The organism is Microbacterium sp. LjRoot205 (assembly GCF_056175745.1).
Map to the genome: position 1 here is coordinate 58,872 of NZ_JBGFFH010000011.1, position 24,269 is coordinate 83,140.

A 24,269-nucleotide genomic window follows, 5' to 3' on the forward strand; every position below is an offset into this window, starting at 1 on the left:
CCCGGATCATGCGCCGAGAACCCGATCGAGGTATCGATTGGTGAACCGACGCTCGGGGTCGAGCCGGTCGCGCAGCGCGGTGAAATCGCCGAAACGGGGATAGCGCTCCTGCAGCTGCTCGGCTGTCTGCGTGTGCAGTTTGCCCCAGTGCGGGCGCCCGCCGTGCTCGAGCATGATCTGCTCCACGGCCTCGAAGTAGGCGGACGGGTCGGCGCGCCAGTAGCGGTGGACCGCGATGTATCCGCTCGCCCTGCCGTATGCCGTCGACAGCCACCTGTCGTCCTCCGCCGCGAAGCGCACCTCGATCGGGAACTCGATGCGCCACCCGCGTCGCTCGATGAGGTCGCGGACCGCGCGGAACGCCGGCACCACGTTCTCGGCGGGCACCGCATATTCCATCTCACGGAACCTGACAGTACGGCTCTGGGTCAGGACTCGATGCGAGAGCTCTGTGTACCGCCGGTCGCCCGTGAGCTTCACCGCAAGCCTGTTGAAGGGCGGGGTGATGGCCGGCATCGCCTGTCCCGTCGCGCACACCGCTCGGTACACGCCGTTCGAGAGCACCGTCTCGTCGATCCAGCGCCCCAGGACGGGAAGCGGCTGCCGCCTCGTCGACTCCGGCACCCTCGTCTGTCTCTTGGTCAGGGCGATGTCGGTGTGCGGAAACCAGTAGAACTCGAAGTGGTCCGATGCCTCGACCCTGTCGTGCAGGGCCTCGAGAACGTCGTCGAGCGGTTCCGGCTCATCGATCGCCTCCATGAGGAAGATCGGCACGCACTGCAGCGTCACCTCGACCAGGATGCCGAGCGCGCCCAGACCCAGCGCGATAGCGGGGAGCAGGTCTGCGTTCTGTCCCTCGTCCACCCGGAGGAACTCCCCTGCGGCGGTCACCAGCGTCGCGCCGACGACCTGGGTCGCGAGGCCGCCGAAGCCGGCGCCGGTACCGTGCGTCCCCGTCGAGACCGCACCCGAGATGGATTGCCGGTCGATGTCGCCGAGATTCTCCATCGCGAGGCCGAACGGTGCGAGGAGCGAAGGGATGCGGTGCAGTCGTGTGCCCGCGAGCAGCGTCGCTCGTCCGGTGGCCGCGTCCGCCGACACCAGGCCCTGCATGTCGTCGAGCTCCAGGAGCACGCCGGGAGCGACGGCGATGCCCGTGAAGCTGTGTCCCGCGCCGACCGCCTTCACCGTGAGCCCCTGCGCGACCGCGGCGCGGACCGCGCGCTGCACGCCTTCAGGGCTTCGCGGGCGCTCGACGCGCAGCGGTGTGACCTGCGCAGACCTCGCCCAGTTCTGCCAGGTGCCCCCGATCCGGGTCACAGGAACGCCTTCCCCTCGCCGCGATATGTCGGAAGCTCGTCGACGATCTCATCGCCCGAGACGAGCTGGTAGCTGTCGATGCGCTCGGCAGGCTCGCCGCTCTTCGCGTGGCGGAACCAGACACGGTCGCCCACTCCGAGCCGCTCGGCCTCGCGGCCCTGCAGCGGTGTCTGCACCTCGCCTGCGGCCTCGCGGGACAGCGTGCGCAGCCCCTGCGGCCAGACGGGCAGCGGTTGCCGCGACGCGACAGCGGGGCCGGAAGCGATCCATCCGCCGCCGAGCACGGTTGCGATGTCGGCCGCGGGGCGCCGCACCACGTCGAACGCGAAGGCGGACGCCGGCGCGGGGCGGAATGATCGATAGCCGTCGAAGAGATGCCCGCCGAGCAGTCCGCTGCCCGCGCTCGCCTCGGTCAGCGATTCGTCGCTGCCAGTGAACTCGAGCGAACCGGTTCCGCCGCCGTTGAGGAATTCGAGCGATGCGACCTCTGACAAGGCGCCGACGATCGCGGCTCGACGCTCACGCAGCTCGGATCGGGAACGCGCCTGCATGAGACGGATCACCGGCGCATCCGCTCCGGCGTTGTCTCCCTGGCCCGCGATCTGAGCCTCGTACATCTGAAGTCCGACGAGCCGGAACCCGGGGCGGCGCACGATCTTGCGTGCGAAGGCGGCGACCTCGCCCGCGGTGAACAGAGCAGACCGTCGCACCCCGATGTGGCCGAGCGCGACGGATCGCAGTGATGCGTCGGCGTCGACCGCGACCCGGATGTCCGGGCGGCTGCCTGCGGGCGCGACGCTGTCGATGATGTCGAGGTGCGCCGGATCGTCGACCATCAACGTGATCCGTTGCGCCGCCTCCTCGGATTCGAAGAGCTGTGCGAGTCCCGCGCGGTCGACCGTCGGATAGCCGACGACGATGTCATCGTGCGTCTCGGCGAGCCACAGAGCTTCGGCCAGCGTGAAGGCGAGGATCCCTCTGAACCCGGGCAGCTGCAGCACGGCGTCGAGCACCGAGCGCACCCGCACGGACTTCGACGCGACGCGGATCGGCAGTCCGCCCGCGCGAACCAGCAGATCCAGGGCGTTGTAGCGCAGAGCTTCTCGATCGATCACTGCCACGGGAGCCGGCAGATGGCCGGTCGCCGCAGACAGGCGCGGCCAGAATCGTGACGGGTCGAGCCACTCGGGGGAAACGGCGTTTCGTTCCTGATCGGGGCTCAGATCGGCGGTGAGGTCGAGCACTCCCCCACCTTATGGGGTGGGCGGACTCGGATTCAGTCTTTCTGAGATCGAGTTGCACTGCCTGTCGCGACCCCTATCTGGAAATCCCGATACATCAGCGGCGATCGTCGTAATGAACAGCACGGATCGCCGTCTTGATCTCTGAGGCCGCCATTCACGGCGGTCTCACCGGCCATGCCCGGCCGGTCGCCGGGGGGCGGCGATGCTGTCTGATCAGCATCACGGGGAGGCGGGCGCGGGGGGCGCCCGCCTCCCCTCGCGCGGCTCGGGCAGCACGGCGAGCGTGGCACCGCGTCTGTCGCGCACCCAGATGCGACCCCCGTGTACTCTGAGCCAGTCACGGCATGGAGCCCCCGTAGCCCAATGGCAGAGGCAGGCGACTTAAAATCGCTTCAGTCTGGGTTCGAGTCCCAGCGGGGGCACGTCGTGCTCTGCTCAGTCCTCCACGAGCCGGTCCGCGAGATCGGGTGGACGCGTGCTCCGCGCCTTCGACCCACGTGCCTCACGGACGCGTCGGACGATGAGCACGGCGAGCGCGACGGCGAGCGCGGAGTACACGGCGTAGTCGAGGTAGCCGAGCAGGTGCTCCAGCTGTTCGTGCTGAGTGCCGAGCAGCGCACCGACCCCGATGAGCAGCGTGTTCCACAGGCCACTGCCCACGATCGTGTACACGCTGAAGCGGGTCAGGTTCATGCGAGTCGCGCCCGCGGGAATCGAGATGAGGCTGCGCACGCCGGGAACCATCCGGCCGACGAGCACCGTCCACCCGCCGCTTCGCCGGAACCAGTGCACTCCGCGATCCAGGTCCGCACGGCTGACCAGCTTGGTGGCGGAGAGGAGCCGTACCGCCCGATCGATGCCGATCGCCGCACCGAGCCAATAGAGCAGGAGTGCGCCGATCCACGACGCCAGAGTGCTCCAGACGATCAGCCATCCGAGGGTGAGCTCGCCGCTCTGGCTCAGATACCCCGCGAAGGGCAGGATCACCTCGCTGGGAATGGGCGGGACGAGCACCTCGAGGAACACCAGCACACCCACCCCGATGTCGCCGAGCTGGGTGAGAACGTCAGCGGCGAATCCGGTGAGGCCGGAGAACCCGTGATCCGACGCCGACGGGGCGGCGGTCATGCTGGCGGTGCTCATGCCGGCGGTGCTCATCGACCGAACAGATCGCCGATGCCCGGAATGCCGAGATCACCGAGCCGCTGTCCCCATTCGCTCGCCGTGTCGCCGAGGCCCGAGACGGTCTCGCCCGCCGACCCGAGAACGCCTTCCGCCGCTCCCGCAAGCTCCTCGCCGCCGAGGCCGCTCGCGATCGCCTCGACGTCGACGCCCTGGGCGAGGGCGTCGAAGTCGACTCCGAGACCGGCAGCCTGCTCGAGGAGAGGAGCGGCGACGGCACTGCCGACCGCGCCCACCGCGACGACCCCCAGCGCGCCCACCGCGGCTCCGCCGACCGCACCGGCAGCACCGAACCCGCGCACGCGCGAGAGGATGCCGCGCATGCGCCCCGGACGGGCAGCCTCGGACCGACCGGCGGCGCGGGCGAGATCATCGGCCGATGCCGATGCCGGGCGCTCGCCCGGAGCGAGTTCTGCGTTCATGCGCTCCTGCACCTGCGCACGCTGCGCGGGAGTCAGGCGCGCGAAGGCCTCGCGATGGATCTGCTCCACGCGGTGCGGATCGGCAGTCTCGAGCAGGTAGTCGTACCGCGCGATGGCTGCCCGGTCGGCATCCGACACCGCACCGGCCGCACCGCGCGCACCGGCCGCACCGCGCGCGCCGGCCGCAGGCGGCGAGTAGGGATCCCGGCCCGACGGACGCGCGGGCGGGGGCGAGTAGCGATCGGTTCCGGCCTGACGCCCGACCGGTGAAGACGGCGTCGCTGCCTGCGAACCGGTGCGATCCGTGCGGGATCCGTTCTCGTCGAGATCGAGGGCGCGAGCGGCCATCCCGAGCAGTCGGTTGAGTCTTCCCATGGTGACGGTTCCTTCGTGGGTGTGGACGACCACGGAACTCGACAGCGGGGCAGTGAGGGTCCATGGTCGTCCGCGGATACGGACGCCAGGTCTCCTCCACCCTCACGGGCCGGTGGGCCGGAACACGACTTCGTGTCCGTAATGACGACGCCACCGCAGACGGGAGTACTCCCCTTGCGCTGCCGAGGCTAGCAAGCGCGCCTATGAGGCCGGTGCAAGACACGCCCTCGCCGGAGACGACGAACGCCCCGACTCCGAAGAGTCGGGGCGTTCGAGGGGACGACTACTTGGCGGCAGCCGTCGCAGCGGTCTTCTTCGCAGCCGGCTTCGTGGCGGCGGTCTTCTGACCTGCCGGCTTCTCGTCGGCGGCCTTGTCGGAGGCCGTCGCCTGAGCGGCCGGAGCCGTTACGGCGGGAGCCGGAGCGTCAGCGGCCGGACGCGGGCGTGCAGCGAACTCCTCGAAGACGTAGCGCGGGTTCTGCACCGTCTCGAGGTTCACCAGGTCGCGGCCGAGCCACAGGTTGTTCCACCAGCCCCAGACCACGCGGAACTTGCGCTCCCACGTCGGCATCGCGAGACCGTGGTAGCCACGGTGCGCGACCCAGGCGACGAAGCCCTTGAGCGCGATCTTGCCGGACTGGAAGACACCGTTGTAGAGCCCGAGGCCGGCGACGGCACCGAGGTTCTTGTGGAAGTACTCCTTCGGGTCCTCACCACGCAGCACGGCGACGAGGTTCTTCGCGAGGAGCTTCGCCTGACGCACGGCGTGCTGCGCGTTCGGCACGCAGAAGCCGCCGACGCCACCACCCGAGAGGTCGGGAACGGCCGAGACGTCACCGGCGGCCCAGGCGCCCTCGACGAAGGCCTCGGGCGTGCCGACACGGAGGTCTGCGCGGGTCTGGATGCGGCCGCGCTCTTCGATCGGCAGATCGCCGCCGCGCACGACGGTCGGGTTCGCCATGACACCGGCGGTCCAGACGATCAGGTCGGTGGGGATGACCTCGCCGGTCGACAGCTCGACGTTGCCGTCGACGGCGCTGGTGAGCTGCGTGTCGAGGTGCACGTTGGCGCCTCGCTTCGCCAGGTCCTTGAGGACCCACTCGCTCGTCGGCAGCGACACCTCGGGCATGATGCGACCCATCGCCTCGATGAGGTGGAAGTGCGTGTCTTCGAAGCTGATCTGCGGGTACTTGCCCACGAGCGACGACGCGAGCGAACGGAGCTCTGCGAAGACCTCGATGCCGGCGAAGCCACCACCGACGACGACGACCGAGAGCAGACGATCGCGCGCGGGTCCGGCGGGCAGCGAGGCCGCCTTGTCGAAGTTCGACATCAGGCGATCGCGGATCGCGACGGCCTCTTCGATGGTCTTCAGACCGATCGCGTTGTCGGCGATGCCGGGGATCGGGAAGGTGCGGGAGACCGCGCCAGCGGTCACCACGATCTGGTCGTACGAGAACTCGTACGGCTCTCCCACCGGAGGGGTGATCGTCGCGACCTTCTCAGCGTGGTTGATGCCCGTCACCTTGGCGGTGAGCACGTTCGTTCGCTTGAGGTGACGACGGTGCGCGACCACCGAGTGGCGGGCTTCGATCGAGCCGGCGGCGACCTCGGGAAGGAACGGCTGGTACGTCATGTACGGCAGCGGGTCGACCATGGTGACGTCTGCTTCACCCTTGCGAAGGTGCTTCTCCAGCTTCCACGCCGTGTAGAAGCCTGCATAGCCTCCACCGACGATCAGAATCTTGGGCACAGTGCTGTTCTGAGGCACAGGGGGACAACTCCTCGGGAGTCAGGGATGTGGCGTGCGAGCGCGCGCCGATCGGATGCGCCGGGCAGCTGCGGTGACGCCAAGCGCTATCAGGATACCAGGGACTGTGAGCGCGATGAGCGGCAGGGTACCGTAGCGCAGCGAATCAGCGCTGGGAAGCAGCGGTGAACCGGGCTCGGTCGGCGCGTCGGCATCCGGCAGGGGCGGCACCTCGACCGGCGCGGCGGTGGGTTCGGGCTGCGGAACGCTCTCTGCGCGTCGGAACAGGCGGACCCACTCGGCGAGGTCGCCCATCGGATTCTCGGAGACCTTCGGCACGTCCGCGGTGATCGCCGCGTCGGCATCCACCAGCCCGTAGCCGTAGAGAGGATCGGGGAGGTCGGCCATGCCCGGCACCTTGATCGCGGTCTTGATGATGCGATTGATGACGTTGGCGGCATCGAGCTCGGGGTGCGCAGACCGGACGAGCGCCGCGATGCCTGCGACGATGGGCGCCGCACCGCTCGTGCCGCTCCAGGGCACGACGGTGCCGTCGGCCGAGACGCCCCGCAGCCCCTCACTGGGCGCGGCGATCCCGATGGTGATCCCCTGAGTCGACGCCTCGATGCTCGCCGTCCCCGTCTGGTCGACTCCGCCGACCGTCAGCACGCCGGGGATCGTCGCGGGAGCGCCGATGATGTTGGTGCCGCTCCCCCGGTTTCCCGCGGCGACGACCACCACCACGTCATGCTCGAATGCGTAGAGGAACGCGTCGTCCCAGCTCCTGTCCCAGTCCAGCGTGTTCGTGGTGAACGAGAGGTTGATGATGTCGGCCCCATGGTCGACCGCCCACCGCATGGCCTTCGCGACCTGCTCGGTGAACGGCACTGCGGCGGCGGCGCCGAAGCCCACGGAGATCGACAGCAGATCGGCCTCGGGGGCGACTCCGATCATGCCCTTGCCGTCGGCAGAGCCGCGTCCGGCGGCGAGCGAGGCCACCCACGAGCCGTGATTGCCGTCGATGGCACCCACCGGGGTGCGGCCGTCGGGGGTTCCGGTGCCAGACACGTCGGTGCCACCCACGACGGCGTCATCGAACACGCCAGGGACCTTGCCGATCCCGGTGTCGATGACGGCGATCGTGACCCCGTCGCCGCGAGTGGTCTGCCAGGCGTCGCGGATGCCGGCTCCGTCGAGCCAGTACTGAGCGGCGCGATCCGGATCTGCGGGGTCGTCCGGCACCGGCGGCGGGGTCGCTGCCGCGCCGAGGAGCAGGACGGATGCCACGATCGTCGCCATCGCGACGCCGTTGCGCAGCATCCGCGGCCGCCTCATACGGTCGATGCCTCGACGTCACGCAGGGCCGCACCGGGGTCGTCGCACCGGCACTTCTCCGGCGACCACGTCGAGCGCTCGAGCGCCGCATCGCCGATCGGGTTCACGCCGGGACCTGCCGCGAGAGCGTGACCGGCCAGAGCATGCAGGCACTTGACGCGCGACGGCATGCCGCCGGCGGAGATCCCATCGATCTCGCTGACCTCGCCGAACTGCGCCCGGTCGGCGAGGTACGCCTCATGCGCGGCGAGGTACGCCGCGGCGACGCCCTCGTCCTCGGCGAGCAGCGCGGAGAGCTCGGGCATGACCTGCGTGGCCTCGAGGGTCGACATCGCGGCCGTCGCGGCCGGATGCGTCAGGTAGTAGAACGTGGGGAACGGTGTTCCGTCCGGGAGCCTGGGTGTCGTGGCGACGACCGTGGGGTTGCCGCACTCGCAGCGGGCTGCGATTCCCACGACGCCACGGGCGGTCCTGCCCAACTGGGCCGACACCACGGCGAGCTCGGCGGTCGTGGGGGCGGGGAATGGCGGCGTGGTCACCTATCCAGCGTACGGGAGCCGACCGGGAGGATGCTCTGAGCGCGCTCCCCGCTCGGCGGCGCCGACGGTCAGCGGCTGACGGCGGCCGTGTCGCTCAGCCCCGCGGACGTCAGCGTGCGCAGCAGCTGCGGCATCCAGTCGGAGGGCGTCTCTTCGAGGGTGTCGCTGACCGGCCCCTGCTGCTGCGGGAGCGCTGCGGGGTCGAGATCGTTGTCGATCAGATACACGACCTCGCCGGGCTTGACATAGTACAGGCGCTCGCGCGCCTGGGTGGTGATGTAGGCCGGGTCGCTCCAGCGCTCACGCTCTTTCTCGAGCGCCGCGATCTGGTCTTCGGAGACCTGGATCGACTGCTCCAGAGCCGAGATCTTCTGCCGCTGGTCGATGAAGGTGCCCAGCGTCGGCACCAGCACCCATGCCCCGAGCACGACGAGCGACAGCATGATGACCGAGAACGCCGAGAGGCGGATGCCGGAGGCCCACTCGCGCACGTCGACCCGACGTTCCTGGGAGCCTCGATTCGCGGCTCCCCTGGGCTGACGGGCGGACGGACGCGGGGTCGACTTCGCCGCCGGCGTGGTGCGGGATGCGCCCGAAGACGCCGAAGGAGGAGCCGGTCGTCGTGCCACGGCTCCTCCTCCGTACGTGCCGCTCAGGCGGCGTGTGTCTGTCTCTGCTGTGTTCAGCCCTGGTAGCGCGGGAACGCGGAACGGCCGGCGAAGACAGCCGCGTCGCCCAGCTCTTCCTCGATGCGCAGAAGCTGATTGTACTTCGCGACGCGCTCGCTGCGAGCAGGCGCACCAGCCTTGATCTGACCCGCGTTCGTCGCGACCACGAGGTCGGCGATCGTGGTGTCCTCGGTCTCACCCGAACGGTGCGACAGCATGGCGGTGTAGCCCGAGCGCTGCGCGAGGCTGACCGCGTCGAACGTCTCGGTGAGCGTTCCGATCTGGTTGACCTTGACGAGCAGCGAGTTGGCGACGCCGCGCTTGATGCCGTCGGCGAGACGGGTCGGGTTCGTGACGAACAGGTCGTCGCCGACGAGCTGGACCTTCGAGCCGAGAGCGTCGGTGAGGAGCTTCCAGTTGTCCCAGTCGTCCTCAGCCAGCGCGTCCTCGATCGTGACGATCGGGAAGTCGTTGACCAGGCCCTCGTAGTACTCGATCAGCTCGGGGCCGCTCCAGTCCTTGTTGTCGAGGCGGTAGACGCCGTCCTTGAAGAACTCGGTGGCTGCGACGTCGAGGCCCAGCGCGATGTCGGTGCCCGGCGTGAAGCCGGCCTTCTCGATCGCCTTGACGAGGAAGTCGAGCCCCTCGCGGTTGCTGGGCAGATCGGGGGCGAAGCCGCCCTCGTCGCCGAGACCCGTCGCGTAGCCTGCGGCCTTCAGCTCGCCGCGCAGCACGTGGTAGGTCTCGACGCCCCAGCGGAGTGCCTCGGAGTAGGTCTCGGCGCCGATCGGGGCGAGGAAGAACTCCTGCATGTCGATGCCGTTGTCGGCGTGCTCGCCGCCGTTGATGACGTTGAAGAGCGGAACGGGCAGCAGGTGCGCGTTCGGGCCGCCCAGGTAGCGGAACAGCGGCAGGTCTGCGGAGTCGGCCGCGGCCTTGGCGACCGCGAGGCTGACGCCGAGGATCGCGTTGGCGCCGGTGCGCTGCTTGTTGTCGGTGCCGTCGGTCTCGATCAGGATCGCGTCGACGATGCGCTGCTCGCTCGCCTCGACACCCTCGAGCGCCGGGCCGAGCTCGTCGATGATGGCGTCGACCGCCTTGAGGACGCCCTTTCCGCCGTAGCGGCTCTTGTCGCCGTCGCGGAGCTCGTACGCCTCGAATGCGCCGGTGGATGCACCGGACGGGACGGCCGCCCGCTGGACCACACCGTCGTCGAGGAGCACCTCCACCTCAACGGTCGGGTTACCGCGCGAGTCGAGAATCTCGCGTGCGCCTACAGCCTCGATCAGTGCCACTGATGTGCTCCTTGCTCAGAGAAAAGGTTGTGTGGAGCGTCGTCGATCCGCGCCCAGTCTAGCCCGCCCGCGCTCGACCTCCCGGGTCCGTCTCGGCGGCTCACACCACGACGGCGAGGGCGAAGCCGTCCCAGCCCTTGGCGCCGACCGTCTGCAGGGCGGTCGCGTCGAAGCGGGGATCCTCCCCCAGCATCCGCAGCGCGTCTCTGGTGCCGACGACCTTGGAGTCGGCCGAGTCCGCACGGACGATCTCGCCCTCCCGTCCGATGTTGTCGAGCACGATCACGGTTCCGGGATGCCCCAGCTTCGCCGCCCAGTCGAGGTAGACGGTGTTCGACTCCTTGTCGGCATCGATGAAGACCAGGTCGAAGCCGCCCACCAGCGTCGGGAGCACGTCGGCACCCCGGCCGATCCGGATGTCGACACGCTCTCCGACCCCGGCGGCATCGATGCTCGCCCGCGCGACGGCGGCGTTGTCGGCTTCGGCCTCGACCGTGACGACGCGGCCTTCCGGCCCCACGGCACGAGCGAGCCAGATCGTCGAATAGCCCCCGAGCGTGCCGATCTCGAGCACGCGCCGAGCGCCGCTGATGCGCGCGAGGAGGTTGAGCATCTTGCCGCCGACGGGCGCGACCTCGATCTCGGGGAGACCGGCGTCGCGCTGGGCCGACAGCGCCGACTCGAGGTGCGGATCGTGCCCCACGAGCAGCTCGGCGAGATAGGCATCGGCGTTCGACCAGGCTGCGGGAGTGGAATCCATGCCCTCAGCAAACCGTGACGCCTCGGGAGCGTCAAGAGGGTTGCGGAGGCTACTCCGCGCGCGGAGCGGACAGCAGTCGGCCGGGCCCGTCGGCGAGCTCGGGCTGTTCACGGAACTGCCCGGTGACGACGAGGACGGCGATGACCGCTGCCGCGACGATCCACCCCGCGAGGCCGAGCGGTCCGGCGAGCGCGAGATCGGGCTGCGATGCGGCGAAGATGACGATCAGCCCGGCGGCGGCGTTGAGGGAGCCATGGGCGAGCACAGCAGGCCAGACCGAGGCGGAGCGCAGGCGCAGCCAGCCCAGGAGAACACCCCAGGCCATGCAGCCACCGATCATGAAGAGCACACCGGTGATGTCTGTGCGTCCGAAGTTGTAGCCCAGCAGGATCAGCGGGCTGTGCCAGACGCCCCAGATCGCTCCGCTGAGGAGCAGCGTGGGCCAGGTGCCGAGCGGACGCAGCGCGGGCACCAGCCATCCGCGCCATCCGAGCTCTTCGCCGAACGCCAGCACGCTGTTGAGGAGTGCGCCGAAGGGGATCATCACGATCTGCGAGATCACGACGACCTCGATCGGCGGCATCGGCGCACCGGCGGGGAGCGCCTTCGCGACCTCTGCGGAGAACGCGGCGAAGGTCAGGTCGAGCTGCACGAACCCGAGCGCTGCCGCGAGCACGATGCCGAGGGCGACGAGAAGGGGCGGTACGAGCCAGCCGGCCACCATCAGCCAGACGACCCGCTTCGCCGGACGCAGCGGCCACAGCCCGAGGAATCGCGCCCGCTCGCCCCTCGACGGGATTCGCATCGTGAAGGTGACCACCAGTGCGGCGATCGCGGGGGTCAGCATCATCACCGGCAGGAGGAACCAGGTGCTCGGCTCGGCGAGTCCGTCGCCCAGCCAGAGAGGGAGGGCGACCACCCACGCGAGTCCGCACGCGAGTGCGACGAAGACGATGATGGCTGCGGCTCGGATGCGGGTCATGGGTTCTCTCCCTGTTCGGGTTCGCCGAGGGGCGTGGTCATCGGGATGCGGCCGAGGCCAGGACGGATGCCGCAGTGGCCGCGTCGTCGACGGTGACGACGAAGACGCGGCCGTCGGTGCGAGTGACTTCGAGGGCCTCTCCGGTGCGCAGGACGAATCCTCGCCGCCCGTCCGTGCCGAAGCGGTAGCCCCAGCCTCCGAACTCTGCGAAGGGGTTGACCTGAACCGCCCGGGTGCTCGCGATCTCCGTGGCGGGGATCTCGAGTCGTGGCCAGCCCGCTGCCGAGCGCACCTGGAGACCCGCGGCGCTCGCGCGGACCCGGAACGAGAGACCGCTCGCCACGAGGATCACGAGGATCAGCGCGATGACCGCGACGATCCATCCGGCAGCCACGCCCCGTGCAAGGAGCAGCACGCTCATCGCGATCGTGAGGAAGACGCCGATCCCCAGGACCACCTGACCGCTCCGGGCGATGCCGACGGTCTTCATCCATACGGCGCGTTCATGATCGGCGAGCGGCAGGGGTTCCGCCGGTGGCTCGGATGCTGCGGGCGCGAACTGCACCTTCGGCTGCAGGAACCACCCGGCGGCGGCCAGCCCGGCTGAGACCAGGAAGAAGACCGGGACCCACGGCGTGATGTCGGCGGCCTCGGCCGCATCCGAAAGGCCGCGCTGAGCGGCGGTCGAGACGACGGCGAGCATCGACATCATGCCTGCGATGCCGAGGCTTGCGGCTCCGAGCAGACGGGCGGTCGTCGACCACTGCGGTGGTGCACTCGACGTCGATGCACCGTGCGCGGGCAGTCTGTGCGAGAACAGGGCGATGATCGCGAACAGCACGATCGTCCCGCCGCCCAGACCGATGAGCAACGCCAACGGCGTCCACCGCGGCCCGAAGCCGTCGACCCCGTCGAGGCCCCAGTGGACCGCGGCCGGATCGGGGATCTCGGGCAGCCAGGCGACGACGACGACTGCGGCGAGCGCGATCAGGGCCGCGGGGACGATCACCCCCACCCACCAGAACGCGGTGCGGGCTCGGCGGATCTCGGCGGTCATGCTTCGGTCTCCTTGATGAGGGCGGCCAGGGTGGGGGGCGAGAGGCCGAGCGACGCCGCACGGGCCACAAGGGCGGCGATGTCGTGGGAGAGCTCGGCGAGTGGGGCGGCGGCCGGGGACACGACGGCTCCCCTGCCTCGTCGCAGATCGATCAGTCCTTCGTCTCGCAGCTGCTGGTAGGCGCGGAGCACCGTATGCAGGTTGATCTCGAGCGCATCCGCGAGCTCGCGGGCGGAGGGGAGTCGGTCGCCCGGCGTGAGCCGGCCGGCGAGGACGTCGGCGCGAACGGACGCCGCCACCTGGTCGAAGAGCGGCCGAGCGCTGTCGGGGTCTATGCGGATCAGCATCCCGCCTCCTCTCTTCTACTAGTTCTACACAAACTATAACAACTGTTCGATCCCTCCAGTGATCTTTGTGGCGATCCCAGCGTCATCCACACTGACTTCATGCGCATCACTCCCCGACGCCTCGCCATCGGCATGAGCCTGTGGTTCCCCAATCTCTTCAGCGGCATCCGCATCCGCCGATTCAGCGAGGACTGGACCCACGCGACCGTCGAGCTGCATGTGAACGTCTTCACACGCAACTACGTCAAGACGGCGTTCGGCGGCTCGATGTCTGCGATGACCGACCCGTACTTCTTCATGCTCGTGATGCACCAGCTCGGACGCGACTACGTGGTGTGGGACACCCGCGGCGAGATCGAGTTCCTCAAGCCCGGCCGCGGGATCCTCACAGCCGAGTTCGAGGTCAGCAGGGAGCGGGTCGAGGAGATCCGCGAGCGCGCGCACGGCGGCACGAAGGTGCTCGAGTGGTTCGAGACCGTGATCACCGACCGCGACGGCGATGTCGTCGCGAAAGTGCGACGCGAGGTCTACATCCGCGAGAAGAAGCGCGTGACCGCGGCTCGCGGCTGAGCAGCGAGGAAGTCACCGCGAATTCACCCTCGCATGACACGATGACGGGATGCCCCTCGCACGCCGCCTGAGACTCGGCGACGCCGTCGCCATCGGACTCGGTTCGATGATCGGTGCGGGCGTGTTCTCGGTGTGGGCGCCCGCGATGGGCGTCGCCGGCAGCGGCATCCTGATCGCCCTGGGGATCGCCGCGATCGTCGCCTACTGCAACGCCACCGCGTCGGCGCAGCTCGCCGCAGCGCACCCCGTTGCCGGCGGCACCTATGCGTACGCCAGAGCAGAGATCGGTCCGTGGTGGGGTTTCGTGGCCGGCTGGAGCTTCGTGATCGGCAAGATCGCGAGCTGCGCCGCGATGGCCATGACCTTCGCCGCCTACGCGGCGCCCGAGGGCTGGCAGGTGCCGGTGGCCGTGGCCGCAGTCGTCGCGCTCGCAGCCGTCAACTGCTTCGGCGTCACGCGAACCGCGCTCGTCACCCGGGTGCTCGTCGCGTGCTCCCTGCTGGGGCTCGCGCTCGTCGTCGCGACCGGACTCGGCGGATCGTCTACGGCGACCCCCGCCCCTCTTCCCGATGCCAGCGCGTACGGCGTGCTGCAGGGCGCAGGACTGCTCTTCTTCGCGTTCGCAGGGTACGCGCGCATCGCGACCATGGGCGAGGAGGTCGTCGACCCTGCCCGGACGATCCCGCGCGCCATCGCCCTCGCGCTGGGCGGTGCGGTCGTCGTCTACACGCTCGTCGCGATCACGGTCGTCCTCGTCCTCGGTGGCGACGCGGCGACGAGCACGACGCCTCTGTCCGACGTCGCAGCGGCCACCGGGTGGCAGGCTCTCACCCCGGTCATCCGCATCGCGGCGGCGGCGGCCTCGCTCGGCGCTCTGCTCGCGCTGCTCACCGGCATCGGGCGGACGACCCTGGCCATGGCCCGCGAGCAGGACCTGCCGCGGTTCCTCGCGAAGGTCGACGAGCGCTGGCAGGTGCCGCGTCGTGCCGAGATCACGATCGCGCTGATCATCGTCGGGATCGTGGTCATCGCCGACCTTCGCGACGCGATCGGGTTCTCCTCGTTCGGGGTGCTGCTGTACTACCTCATCGCGAATGCCGCGGCGTTCCGACAGCAGGCGGCTGCTCGCCGCTATCCCCGCGCGTTGCAGGTCATCGGAGCTCTGGGCTGCCTGCTGCTCGTGAACACGCTGCCCGTCGTGGCCTCGGCGATCGGAACCGCGGTCGTGCTCGTCGGAGTGCTCTATCGGATGACTCGCCTCAGACTGTCGCGGTGATCACATGCGCGCATTCTCGTCCGGGGACTGCTCGGACGATCCTGCGCGATACGTGCGAGGGGCCATGCCGAGGATGCTGCGGAAGTCACGTGTGAGGTGCGCGTGATCGGCGTATCCGAGGTCTGCCGCAAGGCCCGACAGCTCGATCCCCGGATCGAGGCGCAGCCGCTCGGCGGCCTCCTGAAGGCGACGCCGGCGGATCATCGCCGCCGGTGAGACGCCCACGTGTCGGTGGGCCATCCGCTGCAGTGTGCGCACCGAGACGGCCAGACGCATCGCCGCCTCTTCGACGCTGCCGGCGGCATCATCACCCATGAGCACGTCGACGAGCGCGTTCGCGTGCCGTGCGGATTCGTCGACAGCCCCGACCCGGCGCACGAGCCAGTCGGAGAAGACCGCGACGGCGCGTTCGCGGCGCCCCTCCCCTGTGCTCATGGCGGCACCGATCGCATCCGCCAGGTCAGGCGCGTCGATGATCGTCTCGGTGTCGACGAGCGCAGCCGGGTCGTCGACGAGCGCTGCCACAGCCGCTGGCCGCAACAGCGCGCCGACCGCCCAGCTGGTTCCGCGCAGGTCGCGATGCGACGCCCGCGTCGTCGCGCCCGACAGAGTGACCGCGCCCTGCTCGACCACGAGATTGAGTGCCGGGTAGCCGACGATCTCCTGCCGCGATGACCGGCCGGGCTCTGTCGACCACTCCGGGATCCAGAACCACACGGCGAGATCCCGCGCGCCCGCCGCGGGCGGCAGCCGATGGAACTCGGGCAGCCGGGCCGGGTAGAGCACTCCACGCGTCGGACGCATGTCTATTCGTCGCTCGGGAGGTATTCGACATCCATGTCTTCGACCCTACGACCCTCGCGCCACGCGCAGAGGACGCGCTCCGCAGTCTGTCGTCGATGTTCAAGCGCACACCCCGAGGGCTCCGTACCGTGAACGCATGACCACCGAGAACACGACCGGCGTGACCGGCGAACACACCACCGACGGCCGCCCGCACAGCGCGACCTCGCTCACTCCGTTCCTCGCGATCGCCGGAGCCAGAGAGGCGATCGACTTCTACCGAGACGTCTTCGGCGCCCGCGTCGTCGACGTCACGGAGTTCGGGGGCGTCGTCGCCCACGCCGATCTCGACTTCGGCCTCGGTCGCCTGCAGCTGGGCGAACCGAGCCCCGAGTATCACCTGGTTCCCGCGCCGTCGGGTGACGACGACTGCTACTCGATGGGCCTCTACGTCTCGGACCTCGACGCCGTGGTCGAGCGGGCGGTCGCCGCGGGAGCGACCGTGCGCGAAGCGCCGTCTGCCTTCGTCTCGGGCGACCGATTCGCGAGCATCCGCGACCCCTTCGGCGTGAGGTGGTCGGTGATGACCCGCGTCGAAGACCTCTCGGACGACGAGAGCGCGCGTCGCGTGGCCGACTGGGCCGCGTCGTTCAGCGCGGCACCGTCTGACGACGCGAGCTGAGAGCCGCCTCTGCCGCGAGGCACGCGGCGGGGAGCAGCACCTCGGCCGTGCGCCGGTAGCCGAGCGGGCTCGGATGGAAGCGATCCAGGCTGAACATGGCATCGGGATCGTCGAAGAACATCGGGCCCACGGCTCGGCGGAGATCGACGGGCCGCGCCCCCGCCGAGCGTGCGGTCTCGGCCTGCGCTTCGGCCAGCCTGCGCGACACGCTCGAGATCAGCCTCCGCAGCGGCTGTGGCACGGGGCGCAGAGCGCCGAGGTCGGGGCATGTGCCGACGACGACCTCGGTGCCCTGGYGGCGCAGGTGCACGATCGTGTCGCGTAAGTGCTGTGTGGAGACGGCGATCGGGAGTCGGTGCGTGACGTCATTGCCGCCGACCACGATCACAGCCACGTGCGGTGCGTAGTCATCGGGCAGACTCGCGAGCTGAGCAGCGAGATCGGGCGACTCCGCACCGACGACCGCGGCGGTGCGCAGGCGCACGGGCCGCCGCATCCGCCGTGCCATTCCCTTCGCGAGCCGTCCGCCGAGCGTCTCCTTGCGGCGCTCGGCGCCGAGACCCGCCGCCACCGAGTCGCCCAGCACGAGAAGCTGCACAGGATCGCCGTCGAGCGCACGGCGCCAGACGCGATCAGCATCGATCGACTGCTCGCCGAGCGGTTTGCCGATGCGCCGACGCGCGATCGCCGCCTGACGCGTGAGCACGAACCGGATGCCGACGGCGGCCGAGACCGACGCGGCACCGATCGCGGCGAAGGCGACGAGGTACTGTCGGCTCATGCCCTGATTCGATCCGACCCGCGTGAACGCCGAGTGAACGGCATCCGCAGTGTCCGTCTGCAGGACCGGGGCACGTCCGCAGGACGAAACCAGCGGTCTGCCCCTGCATCCCGTGCGGTCTTCCTGCAGACGGACCCAGAGTTCGAACGCCGTGCCCGGAATGCGAAGGAGGAGCCGCGCCTCAGGCCAGCGGCTTGAGCTCCAGCTCGGCGGCGCCCGCCGAGACGGTCGCGAACTCGGTGTATCCGTCGGCGGCCGAGCGCTCGAGCAGTGCCTTCACGTTCTTCGTGCGCCGTTCGAGCCTGACCCTGGCCCCGGATGCCACGAGCCCCGCCTTGTGCGTGACGAGCTCGGCGACCGGCACGTCGGCGTCGTGGATGAGCACGACGGCGCGTTCGCCGGCATCCGCTCCCGCCGTCACGAGATCGACGAGCCTCTCGAAGCCGAGGGAGAAGCCCACGGCCGGGACCTGCTGACCGAGGAACCGCCCGATCATGCCGTCATAGCGGCCGCCGCCGCCGAGCGAGTACGACACAGACGGATGCGCGAGCTCGAAGATCGTGCCGGTGTAGTAGCCCATGCCGCGCACGAGGAACGGGTCGAAGACCAGCGGGATGTCGGTCGCGCCTCGCCCCGCGGCGACGGCCTCCCCGATGCCGACGAGGTGTCCGACGATCTCCTCCGGAGCGTTCTCGGGGAGCGCCTTGCGGATCTGCCGCTCACCGAACGGGTTGTACTCCATGGTCTGCGGACGAAGGAGGAACGCCTCGAACGCGTCGACGGCCGCTGCTGCCGAGCCGCGCTCGCGCAGTTCGGCGGCGACGCCGTCCGGACCGATCTTGTCGAGCTTGTCGATCGTGATCAGAACGCCGGGGCGCTCGTCGCCGGTGAAGCCGAAGCTGTCGAGCATCCAGTCGAGCGCACGTCGATCGTTGATGCGAACGGTCGCTCCTTCGAGGCCCAGCGCGTCGACCGCGTCGAGCGAGGCGACCATGAGCTCGGCCTCTGCGCGCGAGGAGTCGTCGCCGATGATGTCGATGTCGCACTGCACGAACTGGCGGTAGCGGCCCTTCTGGGGGCGCTCGGCGCGCCAGACCGGCCCGATCTGGATGGCGCGGAACACACCGGGAAGCTGCCCGCGGTTGCTCGCATAGAAGCGCGCGAGGGGAACCGTGAGGTCGTAGCGCAGACCCAGGTCTGCCAACGCGCTCTGATCGCCGGCGGCGTCACGGATCGCCTCGGCGTCGAGGCCGCGTCGCAGCACGTTGTATGCGAGCTTCTCGTTGTCTCCGCCGATGCCGGCGTGCAGTCGCGAGTACTCCTCGAGCGCGGGGGTCTCGATCTCGTCGAAGCCATGCGAGCGGTATCGATCGCGGATGACGGCGAGGACGCGCTCGCGGCGGGCCTTGTCGGCGGGGAGGATGTCGCGCATTCCGCGCGGCGGGTTCACAGTAGCCACGCCTCCATCTTTCCAGGTCGGCGGGGCGGCCTGCGGCCTCAGGCCCCCGATTCCGCCTCGCGGACCTCGGCCTCGGCCGCTCTGAGCCGTTCTCGCAGTGCCCGTTCCGCATCCCAGCCCTCGGCGCGGGCGACCGCGACGAGAGCGAGCAGAGCGTCGCCCAGCTCGGTCTCCGAGGACGGCCTCGCGTCACCTGCCGCCGCATCCGCCCCGGCGACGACACCGGCCCCCGCCGCGCGACCGACGATCTTCTGCGCGAGGGCGAGCGCCGGCATCCCACGCGGGATCCCGTCGAGGACGCTCCGTCTCGTGCGCTTCTCCGCCGCCTTCGCGGCGTTCCAGTGCACGAGGACCTCCTCGGGCGTCGTCGCGACCTCTCCGGCGAAGACATGAGGATGCCGCCGCACCATCTTCTCGGTCAGCGTGGCGGCCACATCGTCGATGTCGAACGGGTCGTCCGGATCCTGCGCAGCGATCGCGGAGTGGAACAGCACCTGCCAGAGCAGGTCGCCGAGTTCTTCGCGCAGATCGTCTCTCGTGCCGTTCTCGACGGCGTCGATCACCTCGTGCGACTCCTCGATGAGGTACGGCACGAGATCGCGGTGGGTGATCTGCTGCGACCAGACGCAGCGCTCTCGCACCTCGCGCATCGTCTCGGCGGCGGCGCGCAGCGGGTCGCGGTGCGACTCTGCGCTCACTGGCCCTTCCTCGGACATCACCGTGCCTGCTTTCTTCGTCCCTGTCTCGTGATCACGATGTCACGACGCCCTGGCGTCGGTACGCGCGTGCACGCAGCGAGACGATGATCCCCGACAGCACGAGCGCCACGAGCGAGCCGACGAGCACGCCCAGGATCGCCTGGTCGCGGATGCCCGCATCGGTCGCGAAGGCGAGGTTCGCCAGCAGCAGCGAGACGGTGAAGCCGATTCCGCCGAGTGCGCCGGCGGCGACGATGTCGGCGAACGGCAGGGCGGGCGCCGCGCCCCGGGGGCGGATCCGCATCGCCAGCCACCCGAACAGGGAGATGCCGATGATCTTGCCGACGGGCAGTGCGACGGCGATTCCCCAGAAGGCGGGCGACAGTTCTGTCGGCGAGAGCGCGGGGATCACCACGAAGGCGGCGACGAACGCGAAGATCGGCAGGATCGCACCGTTCACCGTCGGCTCGAGAGCGTGTCGGGTGCGTGCGGCGGGAACGGGCGACATCACGAGCCCGAGCATCACGCCCGCGATCGTGGCATGGATCCCCGAGGACGCCACCAGGGCCCAGGCGACGATGCCGACCACGACCATCGCGACGGCGACCGCCGGATGCCCCTTGGCATGCAGCAGCCTGCTGAGCAGCCAGAAGGCGACGACGGCGGCGACGGCGAGCGCGAGGAAGAGCCACTGCACATCGTGCGCGAACAGCACGGCGATGAAGATGATGCCGATGATGTCGTCGAGGATCGCCAGCGCGAGCAGGAACACCCGGACGTTCGACGGAAGCCCCCGGCCGAACATGGCGAGGACGCCGAGCGCGAAGGCGATGTCGGTCGCGGTCGGGATGGGCCAACCGGTCGCGGTCGCCGAGTCGCCCGCGATGAGGAGATAGACCGCGATCGGCACCAGCACACCACCGGCGGCGGCGATGGCCGGCTGCACGGCCTTGCTCGGCGAGTCGAGCTCACCGTGGGTCAGCTCATGCCGCAGCTCGATCGCCACGACGAGGAAGAACACCGCGAGCAGCCCGTCGGACACCCAGTGCTCGACCGAGAGGTCGAGGACGGTGCCGGGGATCGCGATATGGAAGTCGAGGACTGCGGCGAGCGCATCGTGCGAAGGGAGGTTCGCCAGCAGGATGCCCAGTCCTGCCGCGACGAGCAGGAGGACAGCGGGGAACTGCTGACCACGGAGGGGGTTCGCGGAGATGCGCATCGCCCCCATGGTAGTTGCGGCTGCCTCGCGCGTCTCACATCGTCATGCGTTCAGAGCACGGCCCCGAGCCGGGATACTCTCGAACGGTGACCCCCGAACACGCCTTCCCCGAGYCCACTGACACCTCGGCCATCCGCATCATCGGCCGTTTCGAAGCAGGCCGCGGCATTCCTGATGCCATGCGCACCGATGTGAGAATGCTCGGCGCCCTTCTCGGCCAGGTTCTGCGCGAGTCGGGTGGTGACGACCTCTTCGAGGACGTGGAGCGACTGCGACTGGCGACGATCCAGGCCTATGACGAGGAGACGTCCGACGCCTTCGACCGCGCTGCGGCGATCGCCGAGTCGTTCACGATCGCACGCGCCGACGAGGTCGCCCGCGCGTTCACCTGCTACTTCCACCTCGTCAATCTCGCCGAGGAGCACCAGCGCGTGCGGGTTCTGCGCGAGCGCGCCGGCCAGCCCGGTCGCGAGGATGCGGCAGACACGGTCGCCACCGCGTACGCGCGCCTGAAGACCGAGGTCGGCGATGACGAGGCTCGCCGTCGTCTCGAGGGCCTGCGCTTCCACCCGGTGTTCACCGCCCACCCGACCGAGGCGCGCCGTCGCGCCGTGTCGTCGAGCATCCGCCGCCTCTCCGATCTGCTCACGCAGCACGACGCGGCGAGCGAGGGCGGGTCCGAGGAGCACCGCGCCCGGCGTCGGATGCTGGAGGAGATCGACACCCTCTGGCGCACGGCACCGCTGCGAGCCGAGAAGCCGTCGCCGACCGACGAGGTGCGCACGGTCATGGGCGTGTTCGACGAGACGCTCTTCACCACCGTGCCGCACGTGTATCGCCGCATCGACGACGCACTGCGCGGTGACGACTCCGGCTCGAGTGCACCGGTCGTCCCGGCCTTCGTGCGCATCGGCTCCTGGGTCGGCGGCGACCGCGACGGCAACCCGTTCGTGACGGCATCCGTGACCCGAGAGGCGTCGCAGATCGCCTCCGACCATGTGCTGCGCGGTCTCGAGCGCGCGCTCGAGCGCATCGGCCGCACGCTCACCCTGAGCGCCGAGGACACTCCCCCGAGTGACGCCGTCTCGGCGCTCTGGGATTCGTTCGCGGCCGCCGAGCCGCGGGTCGCGCACGAACTGGCCGCCCGCTCCCCCGGCGAGCCCCACCGACGGGTGCTGCTCGCCCTGGCACATCGCGTCGCAGCCACCAGGCACGGCGACGAAGACGGGTATGCCCGCCCGGAGGAGCTGCTCGAAGACCTTCGCGTGGTGCAGTCGTCGCTGTCGGATGCGGGTGCGAAGCGCCACGCCTTCGGAGGCGTGCAGCACCTGATCTGGCAGGTTGAGACGTACGGCTTCCACCTCACCGAGCTCGAGGTGCGCCAGCACTCGCAGGTGCACGCGAAGGCCCTCGCAGAGCTCGAGAGCGGCGAGGCGATCAGCACGCAGACCGAAGAGGTGCTCGAGGTCTTCCGCGCGATCGCCGAGATCCAGCGCGACCGCGGACTCCGTGCCGCCGGTCGTTACGTCGTGTCGTTCACGCAGGCCGCTTCCGACCTCGCGAACGTCCACAGGCTCGCGGCGCACGCGCTCGGCGACGATGCGCCCGTGCTCGACGTCGTGCCCCTGTTCGAGACCTTCGCCGACCTCCAGGCGGCTCCCGGCATCCTCGCCGAGGCGGTGACCTTCCCCGAGTTCCAGGCTCGCCTCGCAGCGACCGGGAACCGACTAGAGGTCATGCTTGGCTACTCGGACTCGTCGAAGGACGTCGGCCCGGTCGCCGCCAACCTCGCGCTGTACGAGGCGCAGGAGAAGATCGCGCAGTGGGCACAGGAGTCGGACATCGAGCTGACGCTGTTCCACGGACGCGGCGGCGCCCTCGGACGCGGCGGCGGACCGGCCAACTCGGCGATCCTCGCGCAGCCGCCGCACTCGGTCGACGGGCGCTTCAAGCTGACCGAGCAGGGCGAGGTCATCTTCGCCCGTTACGGCGAGCCGGCCATCGCCATGCGGCACATCGACCAGGTCGCCGCGGCGACCCTGCTCGCGTCCTCGCCGAGCGTCGAGAAGCACACGAGCGACGCGGCGGCGCGTTTCTCCGACATCGCCGCCGTCATGGACGCCTCGTCACGCGAGCGGTTCTTCTCGCTCGTGAAGGCCGAGGGCTTCGCTCCCTGGTTCGCCACGGTGACTCCTCTGGAGGAGATCGGTCTGCTCGCCCTGGGCTCGCGTCCCGCCAGGCGGGGGCTGTCGGTCGAGTCGCTCGAAGACCTGCGTGCCATCCCGTGGGTGTTCGCCTGGACCCAGGCCCGCATCAACCTGGCCGGCTGGTTCGGCCTCGGCACGGCTCTCGCCGCCGTCGGCGACGAGGCACGGCTCATCGAGGCCTACCGCGATTGGCCGCTGCTGCGCACCATGATCGACAACGTGGCCATGAGCCTCGCGAAGACCGACGAGCGCATCGCCCGCCAGTACCTCGCACTCGGTGACCGCGACGATCTCGCCCAGCTCGTGCTGGACGAGCTCGCGCTCACCCGCGAATGGGTCATCCGCCTCACCGGTGGCGTCGGGCTGCTCGAGAACAAGCCGATCCTGCAGCGCGCGGTGCAGTTGCGCACGCCGTACGTCGACGCGCTGTCACTGCTGCAGCTGCGCGCACTGCGCGCCCTGCGCGACCCCGGTGAGGCGACCGGATCCGGAGCCGACGACGAGCAGAAGCGCCTGCTGCTGCTCTCGGTCAGCGGCGTCGCGGCCGGTCTGCAGAACACCGGGTGATCGACGCCCATCGCGCCTGAGCGAGCGCATGCCGGTGCGAAGGTCCTCACATCGGCGTGCCCGCTAGAGTGAAAACTCCGCCCGATCCGGCGTACCCTCACGCGACACGATCGCACGCAGCACCATCCCCCGATCAGAAAGCTCTTTCGCGTGACCTCTTCGCCATCCGCCGACTTCCACCCGCTCGCAGAGTCCGTGCAGCCCGTGTTCGACACGGTGCTCGTCCGCAGCCCGCACGAGCCCGAATTCCAGCAGGCCGTGCACGAGGTGCTGAACTCGATCGCCCCTGTGCTGGCACGCAACCCGCAGTTCGTGGACGGCGGCATCCTCGACCGCCTGGTCGAGCCGGAGCGGCAGATCCTGTTCCGGGTGCCCTGGGTCGACGACGCCGGTCGCCTGCAGGTCAACCGCGGCTACCGCATCCAGTTCTCCTCGGTTCTCGGCCCGTACAAGGGCGGCCTGCGCTTCCACCCCTCGGTGAACCTGTCGATCATCAAGTTCCTCGGCTTCGAGCAGATCTTCAAGAACGCGCTGACCGGTCAGGGCATCGGCGGCGGCAAGGGCGGCTCCGACTTCGACCCGCACGGCCGATCGGATGGCGAGATCATGCGCTTCTGCCAGTCGTTCATGAACGAGCTCTACCGCCACCTCGGCGAGCACACCGACGTCCCCGCGGGTGACATCGGCGTCGGCGGCCGCGAGATCGGGTATCTCTTCGGGCAGTACCGCAAGATCACCACCCGTCATGAGT

23 protein-coding genes and 1 tRNA gene are annotated in these 24,269 nt (G+C 69.7%); 6 read left to right on the top strand and 18 right to left on the bottom strand.

Features of this window, described 5'->3' with window-relative positions:
• Positions 1-6: 6 nt before the first annotated feature.
• Together AC04ME_RS17990 and AC04ME_RS17995 are read right to left on the bottom strand one after the other, a co-directional pair.
• On the bottom strand, positions 7-1,320 hold the full coding sequence (locus tag AC04ME_RS17990) for a D-arabinono-1,4-lactone oxidase (RefSeq protein ID WP_042542064.1): 1,314 nt from the start codon (positions 1,318-1,320) through the stop codon (positions 7-9).
• Positions 1,317-2,564, bottom strand: a complete 1,248-nt coding sequence (locus tag AC04ME_RS17995; RefSeq protein ID WP_042542065.1) for a type III PLP-dependent enzyme domain-containing protein — start codon at positions 2,562-2,564, stop codon at positions 1,317-1,319. The genes AC04ME_RS17990 and AC04ME_RS17995 overlap by 4 nt, the downstream gene beginning before the upstream one ends.
• Before the next feature lie 349 nt (positions 2,565-2,913).
• Here AC04ME_RS17995 and AC04ME_RS18000 point away from each other — a divergent pair.
• Positions 2,914-2,986: transfer RNA gene (locus AC04ME_RS18000), tRNA-Leu, on the top strand.
• Positions 2,987-2,999: 13 nt separating this feature from the next.
• Here AC04ME_RS18000 and AC04ME_RS18005 read toward each other — a convergent pair.
• The 11 genes from AC04ME_RS18005 to AC04ME_RS18055 form a co-directional block, all read right to left on the bottom strand.
• Positions 3,000-3,707 carry a DedA family protein gene (locus AC04ME_RS18005; RefSeq protein ID WP_475436400.1) on the bottom strand — a complete coding sequence of 236 codons (708 nt, stop codon included), beginning with the start codon at positions 3,705-3,707 and terminating at the stop codon, positions 3,000-3,002.
• An 11-nt stretch (positions 3,708-3,718) separates the two neighbouring features.
• Positions 3,719-4,543 (bottom strand): cation-transporting ATPase, encoded by an 825-nt coding sequence (locus AC04ME_RS18010; protein ID WP_475436402.1) that lies wholly within the window; start codon positions 4,541-4,543, stop codon positions 3,719-3,721.
• Positions 4,544-4,826: 283 nt separating this feature from the next.
• Positions 4,827-6,296 carry an NAD(P)/FAD-dependent oxidoreductase gene (locus AC04ME_RS18015; RefSeq protein ID WP_042542206.1) on the bottom strand — a complete coding sequence of 490 codons (1,470 nt, stop codon included), beginning with the start codon at positions 6,294-6,296 and terminating at the stop codon, positions 4,827-4,829.
• Positions 6,297-6,335: 39 nt separating this feature from the next.
• Positions 6,336-7,613, bottom strand: coding sequence for a S8 family serine peptidase (locus AC04ME_RS18020; RefSeq protein WP_052493021.1), 1,278 nt, complete (start codon positions 7,611-7,613; stop codon positions 6,336-6,338).
• 11 nt (positions 7,614-7,624) lie between these two features.
• Positions 7,625-8,167 (bottom strand): DUF501 domain-containing protein, encoded by a 543-nt coding sequence (locus AC04ME_RS18025; RefSeq protein ID WP_079112497.1) that lies wholly within the window; start codon positions 8,165-8,167, stop codon positions 7,625-7,627.
• 68 nt (positions 8,168-8,235) lie between these two features.
• A complete protein-coding gene (locus AC04ME_RS18030) occupies positions 8,236-8,796 on the bottom strand; it encodes an FtsB family cell division protein (RefSeq protein WP_228385665.1) in 561 nt (186 codons plus the stop codon).
• Between the two features lie 53 nt (positions 8,797-8,849).
• On the bottom strand, positions 8,850-10,130 hold the full coding sequence (gene eno, locus AC04ME_RS18035; protein ID WP_042542068.1) for a phosphopyruvate hydratase: 1,281 nt from the start codon (positions 10,128-10,130) through the stop codon (positions 8,850-8,852).
• Positions 10,131-10,230: 100 nt separating this feature from the next.
• Entirely contained in the window at positions 10,231-10,890 is a 660-nt protein-coding gene (locus tag AC04ME_RS18040) for an O-methyltransferase (protein ID WP_475436406.1), read from the bottom strand.
• 49 nt (positions 10,891-10,939) lie between these two features.
• A complete protein-coding gene (locus AC04ME_RS18045; RefSeq protein WP_079112495.1) occupies positions 10,940-11,872 on the bottom strand; it encodes a CPBP family intramembrane glutamic endopeptidase in 933 nt (310 codons plus the stop codon).
• Positions 11,873-11,909: 37 nt separating this feature from the next.
• The gene (locus AC04ME_RS18050) at positions 11,910-12,929 is read right to left on the bottom strand and encodes a DUF1648 domain-containing protein (protein ID WP_475436407.1); all 1,020 of its coding nucleotides are present in this window, start codon (positions 12,927-12,929) and stop codon (positions 11,910-11,912) included.
• Positions 12,926-13,276 carry a GntR family transcriptional regulator gene (locus tag AC04ME_RS18055; protein ID WP_079112493.1) on the bottom strand — a complete coding sequence of 117 codons (351 nt, stop codon included), beginning with the start codon at positions 13,274-13,276 and terminating at the stop codon, positions 12,926-12,928. The genes AC04ME_RS18050 and AC04ME_RS18055 overlap by 4 nt, the downstream gene beginning before the upstream one ends.
• A 99-nt stretch (positions 13,277-13,375) precedes the next feature.
• Here AC04ME_RS18055 and AC04ME_RS18060 point away from each other — a divergent pair, with 99 nt between their 5' ends.
• Both AC04ME_RS18060 and AC04ME_RS18065 read left to right on the top strand, forming a co-directional pair.
• Positions 13,376-13,846, top strand: a complete 471-nt coding sequence (locus AC04ME_RS18060; protein ID WP_311879499.1) for a PaaI family thioesterase — start codon at positions 13,376-13,378, stop codon at positions 13,844-13,846.
• 49 nt (positions 13,847-13,895) lie between these two features.
• Entirely contained in the window at positions 13,896-15,122 is a 1,227-nt protein-coding gene (locus tag AC04ME_RS18065; protein WP_042542074.1) for an APC family permease, read from the top strand.
• Here AC04ME_RS18065 and AC04ME_RS18070 read toward each other — a convergent pair whose 3' ends face one another.
• Positions 15,123-15,926, bottom strand: a complete 804-nt coding sequence (locus AC04ME_RS18070; protein ID WP_475436410.1) for a helix-turn-helix domain-containing protein — start codon at positions 15,924-15,926, stop codon at positions 15,123-15,125.
• A gap of 136 nt (positions 15,927-16,062) precedes the next feature.
• On the opposite strand from AC04ME_RS18070, the gene AC04ME_RS18075 reads away from it, so the two are divergent.
• On the top strand, positions 16,063-16,587 hold the full coding sequence (locus AC04ME_RS18075; RefSeq protein WP_475436411.1) for a VOC family protein: 525 nt from the start codon (positions 16,063-16,065) through the stop codon (positions 16,585-16,587).
• Here the strand turns inward: AC04ME_RS18075 and AC04ME_RS18080 are convergent.
• The 4 genes from AC04ME_RS18080 to AC04ME_RS18095 form a co-directional block, all read right to left on the bottom strand.
• Entirely contained in the window at positions 16,556-17,368 is an 813-nt protein-coding gene (locus AC04ME_RS18080) for an SGNH/GDSL hydrolase family protein (protein ID WP_475436413.1), read from the bottom strand. The genes AC04ME_RS18075 and AC04ME_RS18080 overlap by 32 nt on opposite strands.
• 181 nt (positions 17,369-17,549) lie before the next feature.
• Positions 17,550-18,800 carry a histidine--tRNA ligase gene (locus tag AC04ME_RS18085; protein WP_309694250.1) on the bottom strand — a complete coding sequence of 417 codons (1,251 nt, stop codon included), beginning with the start codon at positions 18,798-18,800 and terminating at the stop codon, positions 17,550-17,552.
• A 65-nt stretch (positions 18,801-18,865) separates the two neighbouring features.
• Entirely contained in the window at positions 18,866-19,543 is a 678-nt protein-coding gene (locus AC04ME_RS18090; protein WP_455904476.1) for a MazG nucleotide pyrophosphohydrolase domain-containing protein, read from the bottom strand.
• 34 nt (positions 19,544-19,577) lie between these two features.
• A complete protein-coding gene (locus AC04ME_RS18095) occupies positions 19,578-20,744 on the bottom strand; it encodes a Na+/H+ antiporter NhaA (protein WP_475436416.1) in 1,167 nt (388 codons plus the stop codon).
• A gap of 86 nt (positions 20,745-20,830) precedes the next feature.
• Between AC04ME_RS18095 and AC04ME_RS18100 the strand changes: the two genes are divergently transcribed.
• Together AC04ME_RS18100 and AC04ME_RS18105 are read left to right on the top strand one after the other, a co-directional pair.
• Positions 20,831-23,518, top strand: a complete 2,688-nt coding sequence (locus AC04ME_RS18100) for a phosphoenolpyruvate carboxylase (protein ID WP_475436418.1) — start codon at positions 20,831-20,833, stop codon at positions 23,516-23,518.
• 150 nt (positions 23,519-23,668) lie between these two features.
• A partial coding sequence (locus tag AC04ME_RS18105) for a Glu/Leu/Phe/Val dehydrogenase dimerization domain-containing protein (protein ID WP_475436420.1) occupies positions 23,669-24,269 on the top strand: 601 nt, incomplete at its 3' end.